This is a genomic window from Flavobacterium quisquiliarum (assembly GCF_019308285.1).
Classification (GTDB): Bacteria; Bacteroidota; Bacteroidia; order Flavobacteriales; family Flavobacteriaceae; genus Flavobacterium; species Flavobacterium quisquiliarum.
In genome coordinates this window covers 16,183-29,757 of sequence record NZ_WWEM01000041.1, presented here as the reverse complement: position 1 = coordinate 29,757, position 13,575 = coordinate 16,183, and the positions used below count along the sequence as shown (strand labels likewise).

Genomic DNA, 13,575 nt, shown 5'->3' with positions numbered 1-13,575 from the left:
AGAGAAGCCAAATCTGCAATTGTTTTGTTTTCTGATGAACAGAAAGTCTGAGCCGCAACCGTAGGTGCCGATGGTGTAGCATTTACCGTTACCGATACCGACGCTCTTGTACTCTCGCAGCTGTTTGAGGTCTGGCTTACATAATAGGTTCCTGTTGCCAGAACAATAGTACCTGCAAGAGCAGAACCGCCTGTTGAGGCTGAATACCATTTATAAGATGCTCCAAGAGAAGCCAAATCTGCAATTGTTTTGTTTTCTGATGAACAGAAAGTCTGTGATGCAACAGTCGGTGCCGATGGTGTAGCATTTACCGTTACTGATACTGACGTTCTTGAGCTTTCGCAACCGTCTGCAGAAGTCTGGCTAGCATAGTATGTTCTACTTGTCAAAACCGTACTACTGGAAAGAGCAGTACCACCTGTTGAGGCTGTGTACCATTTTATACCTGTTCCCGTAGCCGTTAGATTGCCTACGGTTCTATTATCTGCCGAACAGAAAGATTGTGCTGATGCAGTTGGTGCTGAAGGAGTCGGATTCACCGTAACAGTAGTACCTGCTGACTGAACGCTGGTACAGGTTCCGTTATTGTATGTAACGGTATAAGAGCCACTAACTGTTGCTGTGTATGATTGATTGGTTGCCCCTGTAATGGCTACTCCGTCCTTGTACCACTGGTTGCCTGATGCTGCAGATGATGTCAGGGTAACACTTCCCCCTGAACAGAATGTTCTAGCTCCTCCTGCTGTAATGGAAGGTGCTGATGGTGTCGGGTTTACCGTAACTGCTCCTGAGATAGTAGCTTCTGTACAAGGAGAAGTATGTCCAGCCGTTGTTATTATATAAGTACCTCCTGCTGTTGGAGTTCCTGAAATTGTTACCGTTTTTGCATTAGTATCAACAACAGAACTCAATCCTACTGGTAAATTAGAAACTATAGCATTTGATGCACTACCTCCAAAAGTATACACTGTTGTAGGAATTGAAGAACCTGTACAAACTGTAGGGTTTTGTGTACCGCTTGTACGAACAATTGTAGAAGCTGTATTTATAACAGCCGTAACCGCAATTCTAGATGATGCAGAGCAACCTGCAGCTGTAATAACATCTACATAATAAGTTGTGGTAGCTGATAAACTTTCTGTTGTAAAGTCTGTTCCTGTCCATAAAGAGGTAGTACTCGTTGGAGTTGCATACCAATTAATAGTTCCTGTTGATGCAGTAGCTTTTAAAGTAACTGATCCCGTTCCACATCTTGAAGCTTCAGTTGTAGAATTTATTGTAGGTATTGTATTTATTGTTGCTTTAACTTCGGTTCTTGTTGATGTTGTACAACCATTATCAGTCGCATCAACATAATAAGATGTTGTTGTCGTTAGACTTGGTGTTGTGAAACTTGTTCCTGTCCCCAAAGAAACAGTGCTTGTTGGAGTTGCATACCAATTAATAGTTCCTGTTGATGCAGTAGCTCCTAAAGTTACCGATCCTGCACCACAACGCGAAGCAGGTGTAGTACCTGTTATAGTTGGTCTTGGATTAATTACAAAATTAGTTGCAGTTCTACAACTTGAATTAGCAATGCAACTAGCATAATAAGTTGTTGTTCCTGGTGTATTTGTATTTACTAAACCTGAACCTGTAACACCTACTGGATTAAAAGAATAACCTGTGTAAATTGGCGAACCTCCCGTTGATGTTGTATACCATTCTACTCCTTCGACTGTATAACTTATAGTAACTTGAATATAAGCAACCGATGCAGTAGCATTACCAATACCAAGATTTCTAGTAAGGGTTGCAGATAAGGCAACACCAAAACTTACCGCATTAACATTCGTTGGTGTCAAAGTTGTACCCCACAAATCTGTTTCTCCTCCATAATTAGATGAAGCTGTATTATCAGTTGACCAAGCTGTATTTGTTTTTTTGTTATCCCCTGTAGGAGTAGTTCCTGTCTTAATTAAACTTACAACATTATCTGTAACATAATTACCAATACTTGAATTTGCGAAACGACCAATTGTTACTGAAACTCCTTTAATTGTAGCATTTGCAGGAATTGAAAAACCAAAATTATTTGCTACCAAATATCTGGTTGTACTAGTGCTATTATTACTAGCAATAGCATAGCCAGAACCATTTGATTCAATATTTGATGGATTTGACCAAGTAGTTCCACTACCACTTATACTTCCTTTTCCTTTTCTTGATTCAGAAGTAATTGAAACAGTACATGTTGATGTAGCTATCAAAGACCCCGTTCCATCCTGGCAAATAGTTACACTTGTAGTTGTTGGAGCATTAGTAACTGGATTAATAACTATCCCTGTATTAGCTGCTGAAGTACATCCTTGCGCATTTGTTGTTGCCACTTTATAAGTTCCAGGAACTAAAACAGAAAAAATCCCTGTCGTATTTCTTATTGGAGCAGTTGCTGGACTTGTACCTGTCAATGTATAACTTATCCCTGAACCATTTGTAGGTGTATTTACAGTTATAGTTCCTGTTGGAGTTCCACAAGTTGGTTGAGTGGTTGACACTGTAGGAGCTGCAGGCAACGCTAAAATAGTTATATCATCAGCAGTTGTACTATTTCCATTAAAGTTTACACCAGGTACATTAGCTTGATTGGCACCTTCATAAGTTTTATTGGCAGTACCATATCCATTTGTAAATGCCGTAATTCTTCTAGTAGAATTTGCAGTTGTACGTGTTGGATCTAAATACAAAGCTTGTGCGTTTGAGCTATGTGCACCTGAACTAATAGACGCTGCTACTTTTCCAACCAAAGTTATTGTAACAACTCCATTCTGAGCGATATTAAATCCTCCAAAAACTGGGTTGTTTGCTGTAGCCGTATTTGTTAAAGCACCAGACGGTCCAGAAGCATCTGTTGAATATGCAGCTGTAGCTGAATCAAATTCAATTCCAGCTGGAAAGCTAAAATCCAAAACAACTCCAGCAGCATTCCCTGCTCCTGTATTTTTTATTTGAACTTCGTATGAAATTTTCTCATCAATAGAATTACAAACCGACGTGGTCGTTAAAGCTTTTACTGTAGTGCCTAAAATAGGAAAACAATTTGCATTTACCTGTAAGTTTGGTGGTACATCTGCAACTGTAAACGTTGATGTGTAGCCCTCTAATCCATCCTTAGCTCCATGAGTAATTCCATTTCCTGCATTAGATTTACCGGCAGCACCTCCAAGAACATTAGAGGTAATAGTTACTGTTCCCGACAGATTATGGCAGACAATTCCACCACCACCACCACCACCTGGTCCGTGTTCATTATTCGCATCGTTTTCTGTATTTCCACCAGCTCCTCCTTTCGCTTCAACACGTATATTTGAAGTACTATTGTTAGAAACATTTAATAGAACGGTTCCTCCGGCTCCTCCTCCTCCGGCTCCATCTGGTGAACCAGAATAAGTTCCAGGAGCACCATTGCCACCATTGGCATAAATAAATCCGTTTCCTAAAACATTACCAGCATTAACTAAAATTATTGCTCCTCCAACACCTCCTTTTACACCACTCGAAGCATCATTCGCATCACCAGCTCCTCCACCGCCTCCCATAATAAGTCTTGGAAAAGTGGTAGTTGTAATATAAGATTTTGAACCTGGTCTTCCTGCTCCCGTTAAATCAGGGTAAGCAGCTCCGCCGCCACCTTGCCATCCAGCACCACCAAGACCTCCAAAACCTCCATTTCCACCACCACCTCCACCGGTGTTATGGTCATTTCCTCCACCTCCCGCATTAGCGGCTGCTCCTCTTCCTGAAGATCCTCCAGGCAGGCCTTCCTCAGCATTAACTACCTGATTAAAACCATCCCACATATATTTTGGGGTTCCCGCTATACCTTCGCCTTTTCCTGAAATATTCTCTTTAGTGTATTCTCCTACATAAGTAACAGCGTCATTAGCTCCAGAACCTGCTCTTGGGCTATACCCCCCTCTAAATCCTCTAGCACTTCCGTCTATACTATATCCAGCAAAATTGAATGTCCCTGAAACATTAAATGCAATAACACCACCTACTGCACCATTAAATGGCGGGGTGGTTATAGTAGCAGTAAGCGTTAAATTGGAATATTGAGGTACTCTAATAACCTGAAATGTTCTTTTCCCTCTTGTTGTAGTGGCGTTAGCATTGAAAAAACTGTTGAAGGCTCCTCCACCTGTACCTGTTCCCTTAAATGTTAAATTTCCTCCGCCTAGAGGAACATTACTGGTTGCAATTACATACTCAAAAATACCAGTATTACCTAAAGCTGTAAATCCAGTACCTCCTAAATAGTCAGGACCACTATTACTCGTTCCAGAACCATAATTAGCAGAATTTGAATAATCTATCGTCGCATCTTGCATTTGAATAATCAAAATCAAATCCCCGACTGAGATTGGAATTGTACCAAAACTGTTATTGTGTGAGTCTGCGGTTGGTACACTTCCTAGTAAAATAGATTGTGCTCCTGCATTCAATGTAACATTTCCATTAATTGGATAATAGGTATTTACAGAATTAGTTACAGCAACTGGTCCGTCAACCCCTGGAGTTCCACAGACTTGCGCAAATAAAGACAATGGTGTTAGTACAAATAAAACAAAAAAGATTAGTCTGAAAAATCCAGACTGGCTTAAAGTAAAGTTACGCATAGACAACTTGAGTTTGTGGAACAGAAATATAAGACGCTGAAAAACTGATGATCGTTTTTAGCATATAGGTGAAATACGAAAAATTGTAAAAATTGGATTTTGTTTGGCTGAAAAAAGTCTTTTCAATACCGAAAAAGTAAAGTTTTACCATAAGTCTTTCATAGCATAAGACAGACCTAAATAGTCGTCTCAGGATTAAATTAGTAGTTTTGGAGCTACGAAACTATAGGAAAGACTAGGTTTCCGACGATATTAGTCGATAAACTGCAAAGAAAGTCGTCGAACAACATAATTTAACAAGTGTTCATAACTTTGTGATGTTAAAAACGTAAAGATTTGACAATGAAGAGCTCATAATTTCTTAAAGAATTATGAATAAATCAAATTCTTACAGAAAACATTGACAAAAAGTTAAAAATTGTAAGATTTAAAAATAAGCTTTAACTTACAAAAAAATACACAATTAACTGAAATACAAATATTTAAAAACTCAACCTAAAAACTTAATATTACGTTTAAGTCCCTCAAACTTTGTTCTTTTAATGGGAGAGTTTTTAAAAACAAGTTTAAATGTTTCTTCAGTTATTTCAATCCAGTCTTTTTTTGTAAAAGAGAGTAAATCTGGATTAGGATTAAATAAAGGTTCTGAGTGAGATTTAGAAAATCGATTCCATGGGCAAACATCTTGACAAGTATCACAGCCAAACATCCAATCATCAAATTTTCCTTTCATTTCCTGAGGGATATTTTCTTTTAATTCGATAGTATAATACGAGATACATTTGCTTCCATCAACCACGTAGGGCGCAACAATTGCTTGAGTAGGACATGCATCGATACAAGCGGTACAGGTTCCGCAGTGATCTGTTACTGCATGATCATATTCTAAATCTAAATCAATGATAAGTTCAGCTATAAAGTAAAAAGAGCCTACTTTTTGAGTAATTAAATTGCTGTTTTTTCCTATCCATCCTAAACCGCTTTTTGCTGCCCAAGCCTTATCTAAAACCGGAGCCGAATCAACAAAAGCACGTCCTGAAACTTCGCCAATATTCTCTTGAATTGAGTGCAAAAATTCTTTTAATTTATCCTTAATCACAAAATGGTAATCTTGTCCATAAGCATATTTTGAAATTTTAAAGCTCTCATCATTTTGAGCTGAATCTGGATAATAATTGAGTAAAAGAGAAACCACACTTTTACCATCATCAACCAATAAAGTAGGATCCAAACGTTTGTCGAAATGATTCGCCATATAAGCCATCTGACCATTATAGTTGTTGTTTAGCCATTTTTCGAGCCTTGGTGCTTCTTGTTCGAGAAATCCTGCCTTGGATATTCCACAAGAAAGAAAACCAAGTCTTTTAGCTTCAGCTTTTATAAACTTTGTATATTTCTCTTTAGAATCAATCATTATCTCTCAGAAAAAACAACTTTTACACCAACAGGTTTTAAGGTAATTAGTGGATTAAAATTAACATCGGTTCCAACCGAAGTAATCTTATACTTTTTGATAATATAAGAAACAGCCAAGCACATTTCGTAAATAGCAAAACCAGCACCGATACACATTCTCGGTCCAGCGTCAAAAGGATAGAAATACTGCATGGATCGTTTTTTTTGTTCTCCTAAAAAACGTTCCGGAATGAACATATCCGGATTATTCCAATATTTAGGATTTCTATGTAATTCATAAAAAGAAACCCCGATCAAAGTACCCTCTTTTATATTAAATCCGGCCAAAGTATCATCTTCAACATTCTGGCGATCTGTAATCCAAGCTGGAGGATATAAGCGCATTGATTCGTTTAAAACGGCATTGGTATAAGTCATTTTTTGAAGTTGTTCAACAACGTCATAAGTTTCAGATTCAATCATTAAAATTTCTTCTAAAACCTTTTGCTGTACTTCGGGATTATTACCTAACAAATACAAAGTAAAAGTTAGGGCATTAGCAGTTGTTTCATGTCCCGCAATAAATAGGATTTTTATTTCATCTATTAATTGTTTTACAGACATTCCTTCACCAGTATCTTCATATCTGGTTTCCAATAACATATTAAGCAAATCATTAAATTCCTCTTTTGAAGCATTTCTAACTTCAATAATTTCCCTGATAATGTTATTATTTTCTTCTGCTAATTGGAGATGTTTTTTTACTTGCCCGCTAATAGAAAACCACCAAGCTTTATGCGGAAGTCTAATTTCTTTAATCAAAAAGTTTTGAACTTCTTCAATAATAAATTTTATTCGATTTAGCTTTTCATCTGATATTGAAAACTCAAATAGAGATTTAGCTACAACATTAAATGCTAGCTCACTCATTACAGGAAAAAGATCCAATTTTTCATCAGTTTTAATCTGATCTAATTCTGAAATAATGGTCGTTTTCATGTTTTCAACCAACTGATTCATTTTTTGTTTATGAAAAGCCGGCTGAATAAGTCTTCTCTGTTTTAACCAAAAATCACCATCAACAGTCAAAAGTCCTTTTCCAAGATATTTTGAAAGATAAACGGATTGAAATTTAGATTTATGATAGTTCTTTTGATTCTTTTGTAGAATATACTGAGCTACTTCATTGTCTCGCGACAAAATAATATGTCTTGAACTTCCAATTTTGATAGAAAAAGAATCCCCAAACTTTTTGAAATATTTCTCATGGTAAGGTATAGGATTTCTTCGAACTCCTTCTGCATCTAAAAAGAACCTAAGAATAGAAAGTTTTGGCGGGTAATTATATTTTGTTTTAAAAGACATTTTATTTGAATTAAAACAACTCTCCCTGATTGTTCATATTTATCTTTCCGAGATGCTTATAAGCTTTATCCGTCACTTCTCTTCCGCGTGGTGTACGCATAATAAATCCCTCTTGAATCAAGAAAGGTTCGTAAACCTCTTCAATCGTTTCACTACTTTCAGATACGGCAGTCGCCAAAGTAGATAGACCAACTGGTCCACCCTTAAATTTATTAATGATAGTCAATAATATCTTATTATCCATTTCATCAAGACCATGAGCATCTACATTCAACGCTCTTAACGCATATTTAGAAATTTCAATGTCAATAGTTCCATTACCCTTTATCTGTGCAAAGTCTCTAACTCTTCGCAATAAGGCATTAGCAATACGAGGAGTTCCACGACTACGACCAGCAATTTCAATAGCGGCTTCAAGATCAATCGGCATTTTTAATATACCCGCACTTCGTTCAACAATTGTTGTTAAAAGTTCAGTAGAATAATATTGTAAACGAGAAGAAATTCCAAAACGTGCCCTCATTGGAGCAGTCAATAATCCTGAACGAGTTGTAGCTCCAATAAGCGTGAATGGATTCAAATTAATTTGAACCGTTCTGGCATTTGGTCCCGATTCGATCATGATATCAATTTTAAAATCCTCCATAGCCGAATACAAATATTCTTCCACAACAGGACTTAAACGATGAATCTCATCAATAAATAATACATCTCTTTCGTCTAGATTTGTCAATAAACCAGCTAGATCACCAGGCTTATCCAAAACAGGCCCAGAAGTAATTTTAATGCCAACCTGAAGTTCATTGGCCAAAATATTAGCTAAAGTCGTTTTTCCAAGACCTGGAGGTCCATGGAACAAAGCATGATCAAGCGCTTCTCCACGTTGGTTCGCAGCAGCAACAAATACTTTTAGGTTTTCCAAAACCTGATCTTGTCCTGCAAAATCATCAAATGACAGCGGACGCAATCTTTTTTCAAGATCTAATTCTTCTGAGTTGTATCCTTTTGTTGTAGGATCAAGATTTTCGTTCATTCTACAAAGATATAGAAAGTAATTAGTTTTGTAAAATGGTAAAATTGAACGTTTAGAATTTTAACTAAATAAAAAAGACCGTCATCAGTGACGGTCTTTCATTATTTTTTTAGTGGTGTAAAACTTCTTCACCTTCTTTCATTGGTACATTTTGAGGAACAAAATCTACATCATGATTTGGGTTACTGTAGTCATACGGCCAACGGTATACATGAGGAATTTCTCCTGGCCAGTTTCCGTGGATATGCTCAACTGGAGTAGTCCACTCTAAAGTTGTAGATTTCCATGGATTTTGAACTGCTTTCTTACCGTAGAAAATACTGCTAAAGAAGTTGTATAAGAATACTAACTGGAATGCACCTCCTACAAGAGCGAACGTAGTAATTAAAACATTCACGTTTTGTAAATCATCAAATAATGGGAAGTTAGTATTTGTATAATAACGTCTTGGTAGACCAGCTAATCCGATAAAGTGCATTGGGAAGAAAACTCCATAAGCACAAACTGCTGTAATCCAGAAGTGAATATAACCTAAGTTTTTGTTTAACATTCTTCCGTACATTTTAGGGAACCAGTGGTAAATACCAGCAAACATTCCGTAAAGTGCAGAAATCCCCATTACTAAGTGAAAGTGAGCAATTACGAAGTAAGTATCATGAACGTTAATATCTAAAGTACTATCTCCTAAAATAATCCCTGTTAAACCTCCTGTAATGAAAGTAGAAACCATTCCAATAGAGAACAACATTGCAGGGTTGAATTGTAAGTTACCTTTCCATAAAGTTGTAATCCAGTTGAATGCTTTTACAGCAGAAGGGATTGCAATCAATAAAGTTGTAAAAGTAAATACAGATCCTAAGAAAGGATTCATACCTGAAATAAACATGTGGTGACCCCAAACGATAGTAGATAAGAATGCAATTGCAAGAACTGACATAATCATCGCTCTGTATCCGAAGATTGGTTTACGAGAGTTCGTAGCCATAATTTCAGAAACAAGACCCATAGCTGGTAAAATTACGATGTAAACCTCAGGGTGACCTAAGAACCAGAATAAGTGCTCAAACAATACAGGAGAACCACCTTGGTAGTGTAAAACCTCTCCTGCAATATAAATATCAGATAAGAAGAATGAAGTACCAAAACTTCTATCAAAAATCAATAATAACGCAGCAGATAATAATACTGGGAATGAAATAACACCAATAATAGCTGTTACGAAAAATGTCCAAATTGTAAGTGGAAGTCTAGTCATAGACATCCCTTTAGTTCTTAAGTTAAGAACTGTAACAATGTAATTTAAAGATCCCATCAAAGAAGATGCGATGAAAATAGCCATAGATACTAACCATAAAGTCATACCAGTTCCAGATCCAGGAATCGCTTGTGGTAAAGCACTTAATGGAGGGTAAATTGTCCATCCTGCAGAAGCTGGACCAGCTTCAACAAATAAAGAACATAACATTACAACAGCAGACAAGAAAAATAACCAATATGAAATCATATTCATGAATCCAGAAGCCATATCTCGCGCTCCAATCTGAAGTGGAATAAGTAAGTTACTAAAAGTTCCACTCAAACCTGCCGTCAGTACAAAGAATACCATGATGGTACCGTGAATTGTAACTAAAGCTAAATAAATATCATTTGCCATTACACCATCAGGTGCAAATTTATCTCCTAATAAAACATTAAATATCTTAAAAGACTCTTCTGGCCACGCCAATTGCATTCTAAAAAGCAAGGACATTGCAATACCAATTACTCCCATAACAATACCAGTAATCAAGTATTGTTTAGCAATCATTTTGTGATCAATACTAAAAATATATTTAGTAATGAACGTGTCTTTATGATGATGTTCGTGCTCGTGATCGTGTCCGTGATCGTGATCGTGCGCTTCTGCTGACATATATGTGTACTTTAAATTTTCTAAATAATATTATTTCATTGCAACTTTAGCTACAGCTGCTTTAACAGTATCAACAACAGCTTTAACCGTGTCAATTACTTTAGCAGTAGAATCTGTAGTTGGTGCAGCTCCTTCAGCTGGTTTCTCAGCAGCTTTTGCAGCTGCGATATCCTGTGCTAAAGTAGTTTTTTCACTTAACCATTTTTTATAGTCTTCTGGAGTATCTACAACAACCTTCATTTGCATATTGTAGTGAGAAGCTCCACAAATTTTATTACATAATAATAAATAATCAAATGTGTAAGGATCTAAAGCTGTTCCTCCTTTTGCAACTAATTCAATACTTTTTTCAGCTCTAAGTTTGTTGATGTTTGCAACTTTCTCAACCATAAATGGCATCTCTCTGTATTCAGCAGTAGTATAAGTTGGAACAAAAGCAAATTCAGTAACCATACCTGGAACACAGTTCATTTGTGCTCTAAAGTGAGGAAAGTATGCTGAGTGCAATACATCCTGAGAACGCATTTTAAAATGAACTTTTTTACCTTTAGGAATATGTAATTCTGAAACTACAATATCATCTTGAGCATTTTTATCAGACATATCAACACCTAATGTGTTTACTCCTTCAATCAAACGTACGTTAGCTTTTCCTAAAACATTATCTTGACCTGCATATCTAGCAGTCCATTTAAATTGCTGAGCATATAATTCAATCTCGATTACATCTTCGTCTTTATCAACGAACATAATGTTATTCCAAGCATACAATCCATAAAGAATCAAACATGCTAAAACAACAGATGGAATGATACTCCAAATTGCTTCTAATTTATTACTATCAGCAAAGAATAATGCTTTTTTATCTTTATTTCCTTTGTATTTAAAAGAAAACCAGTATAATAAACCTTGAGTAATAACTTGAACTGTAAAGATCAAAACCCAAGTAATATTCATTAAATTATCTACTAAACCACCATGCTCAGAAGCAGGAGTATGAAGCGCCAAATTACCCCATTTTAGTAAACCGTAAATCGTAAATATATAAATGAAAGCTAAAAAGCCAAACATAATATATCCCTGAACGTTATTGTCATTATCTGATGCAACCTGAGAATCATCAGAAGACGATCCCACCTGAGTAAGGTCAAATATCTTCGTCAATTGCCATAATGCAACCGCTAATAAAACTAAAACTATAATTACCAACAAACTTGTCATCTGTTTACTTCTTTAAATATTAATAATGAAAATGTTTACTTTCTTCAATGAAAGGATTTCTTTTTGCAAGCAAAGGAGATTTAGTTAATGCAGTAAATACAACAAATATAAATAAACCTAAGAAGAAAAGAATCGATGCAATTTCAGGAACTCCAATAAACCATTTGTCTCCAACTGTACCCGGCATAATCATATTAAAGAAATCAACATAATGACCTAATAATATCACAATACCTGCCATTACAACAACCCAATTAAGGCGTTTGAAATCAGTATTGATTAATATTAATAATGGGAAAACAAAGTTCATAACAACCGCTCCAAAGAAAGGAAGGTTATATAATTGAATTCTTGTTACAAAATAAGTTACCTCTTCAGGGATGTTAGCATACCAGATCAACATGAACTGAGAGAACCATAAATAAGTCCAGAATACACTGATACCAAACATGAATTTAGCTAAATCGTGAATATGGCTGTTATTTACATACTCTAAATATCCTTTAGATTTTAAGTAAATCGTAACTAAAGCTATAGTTGTAATACCACTTACAAAGAAAGATGCGAATACATACCAAGCAAACAAAGTACTGAACCAGTGTGGATCAAAAGACATAATCCAATCCCAAGCCATGATAGACTCAGAAACGATAAAGAATACTAAGAATCCAGCAGAAGCTTTGAAATTCTTCTTATAGTAAAGATCATCATTAGCCTCATCTTGAGCTAAACAGTTCTTTCTAGAAAAGTGACGGTAAATATTCCATCCTAATAAAAAGATAAAAGCTCTTACAATCCAGAAAGGGAAATTTAAATATCCTGATTTTCCAGCAATGATAGCATCATAATTTGGACTACCTGGAACAGTTACATCTTTTCCTAACCATACGAAAATATGATTAAAGTGTAATCCACATAAAACTAAAATAATAAAGAAAATTACAGAACCAGCCGGTAAATAAGCTGTAATACCTTGCATTACTCTAAATAAAACTGGAGACCAACCTGCTTGAGCAACTTGTTGAATAGCATAAAAAGCTAAAACTCCCATTGAAAGTAGTAAAAAGAAAATACAAGCTACATATACTGCAGACCAAGGTTTATTTTGCAATTGGTGCAATACATGTTCTAAATGTTTTTCGTGCTCATTTGCACCAGAAACTTCAGCATGTCCTGCTGCTTTGTGAGCATCATGTAATGCTTCAGCAGCTTCATGATGACCTGCTTCTTTGTGAGATGCCTCCGCTTTCTCTTCATGTGCAGCACCATGAGAACCATGTTCATCTGCAGCTAGTATTTTTTCAACTTCTTGAATATCTTTTGGCGCACTTAAAAAACCATACCCAATTCCTAATAAACCAACGGCCATTAAGATGATAGAAAAAGTTTTTAATTTACTTGAAAATGTATACATATCTATTACGATCAGTTTGTTCAACAATTATAATTGGCTTTTTAGTTTCAGAACATAGTCAGCAACTAACCAACGTTCGTGAGCACTTAATTGATTTGCATGTGAACCCATTGCATTTAAACCATAAGTCTCAACGTGAAAGATACTTCCTTCAGTGATCTCTCTGTCTTTATAGCTAGGTACTCCAAGAAATTTCTCTCTTTCAACCAATTTACCTTTACCGTTACCAGTTGCACCATGGCAACTGATACAGTAAATTTCGAAAAGTTCTTTCCCTTTTCCAGAATTTTTTTCTTCTTCTGTTAAAGGCGATTTCAAATTAGCTTTCGCTGCTTCATAACCAGCAGTTGAATTTTCATATTCATAAGGTTCAAAACCTCTATTGATAGTTCCTGCAACAGGAAGCTGTCCTTCTTTTCCTCCCTTAAATATTTTAGCTTCTGTATATGGCTCGTAAGCTACAGACTCATACATATTTGGGAAATACTGATAGTTTGGTGCCGAATTATTGTGGCAAGATGAAACTAAAATAGTTAAACCAACTAATAGTGTTATTTTATATATCTTTTTCATAGCT

Annotated in this window: 8 protein-coding genes; all 8 read right to left on the bottom strand. The window is 35.9% G+C overall.

Features of this window, described 5'->3' with window-relative positions:
* Nucleotides 1-4,658, bottom strand: a 4,658-nt coding sequence (locus tag GSY47_RS25175; RefSeq protein ID WP_394370747.1) for a beta strand repeat-containing protein, incomplete at its 3' end; no start/stop codon positions are given.
* Between the two features lie 490 nt (nucleotides 4,659-5,148).
* Complete coding sequence (gene queG, locus GSY47_RS25170) at nucleotides 5,149-6,072, bottom strand: tRNA epoxyqueuosine(34) reductase QueG (RefSeq protein WP_179003081.1); 924 nt, start codon at nucleotides 6,070-6,072, stop codon at nucleotides 5,149-5,151.
* Complete coding sequence (locus GSY47_RS25165) at nucleotides 6,072-7,418, bottom strand: cytochrome P450 (RefSeq protein ID WP_219071616.1); 1,347 nt, start codon at nucleotides 7,416-7,418, stop codon at nucleotides 6,072-6,074. The genes queG and GSY47_RS25165 overlap by 1 nt, the downstream gene beginning before the upstream one ends.
* 10 nt (nucleotides 7,419-7,428) lie before the next feature.
* Nucleotides 7,429-8,451, bottom strand: a complete 1,023-nt coding sequence (gene ruvB, locus GSY47_RS25160) for a Holliday junction branch migration DNA helicase RuvB (RefSeq protein ID WP_179003083.1) — start codon at nucleotides 8,449-8,451, stop codon at nucleotides 7,429-7,431.
* Between the two features lie 109 nt (nucleotides 8,452-8,560).
* Nucleotides 8,561-10,363: a cytochrome c oxidase subunit I gene (locus tag GSY47_RS25155; RefSeq protein WP_219071615.1), complete on the bottom strand. Its 1,803-nt coding sequence runs from the start codon at nucleotides 10,361-10,363 to the stop codon at nucleotides 8,561-8,563.
* A 30-nt stretch (nucleotides 10,364-10,393) separates the two neighbouring features.
* Nucleotides 10,394-11,584: a cytochrome c oxidase subunit II gene (locus GSY47_RS25150; RefSeq protein WP_179003085.1), complete on the bottom strand. Its 1,191-nt coding sequence runs from the start codon at nucleotides 11,582-11,584 to the stop codon at nucleotides 10,394-10,396.
* 19 nt (nucleotides 11,585-11,603) lie between these two features.
* Nucleotides 11,604-12,998: a cation-translocating P-type ATPase gene (locus GSY47_RS25145; protein WP_219071614.1), complete on the bottom strand. Its 1,395-nt coding sequence runs from the start codon at nucleotides 12,996-12,998 to the stop codon at nucleotides 11,604-11,606.
* A 27-nt stretch (nucleotides 12,999-13,025) separates the two neighbouring features.
* Entirely contained in the window at nucleotides 13,026-13,571 is a 546-nt protein-coding gene (locus GSY47_RS25140; protein WP_179003087.1) for a c-type cytochrome, read from the bottom strand.
* Nucleotides 13,572-13,575 lie beyond the last annotated feature (4 nt).

What these genes read in the sequence shown, in the direction of transcription:
- GSY47_RS25150 (WP_179003085.1), bottom strand. Translation starts at nt 11,584, where the DNA reads ATGACAAGTTTGTTGGTAATTATAGTTTTAGTTTTATTAGCGGTTGCA.
- GSY47_RS25165 (WP_219071616.1), bottom strand. Translation starts at nt 7,418, where the DNA reads ATGTCTTTTAAAACAAAATATAATTACCCGCCAAAACTTTCTATTCTT.
- GSY47_RS25145 (WP_219071614.1), bottom strand. Translation starts at nt 12,998, where the DNA reads ATGTATACATTTTCAAGTAAATTAAAAACTTTTTCTATCATCTTAATG.
- queG (WP_179003081.1), bottom strand. Translation starts at nt 6,072, where the DNA reads ATGATTGATTCTAAAGAGAAATATACAAAGTTTATAAAAGCTGAAGCT.
- GSY47_RS25155 (WP_219071615.1), bottom strand. Translation starts at nt 10,363, where the DNA reads ATGTCAGCAGAAGCGCACGATCACGATCACGGACACGATCACGAGCAC.
- GSY47_RS25140 (WP_179003087.1), bottom strand. Translation starts at nt 13,571, where the DNA reads ATGAAAAAGATATATAAAATAACACTATTAGTTGGTTTAACTATTTTA.
- ruvB (WP_179003083.1), bottom strand. Translation starts at nt 8,451, where the DNA reads ATGAACGAAAATCTTGATCCTACAACAAAAGGATACAACTCAGAAGAA.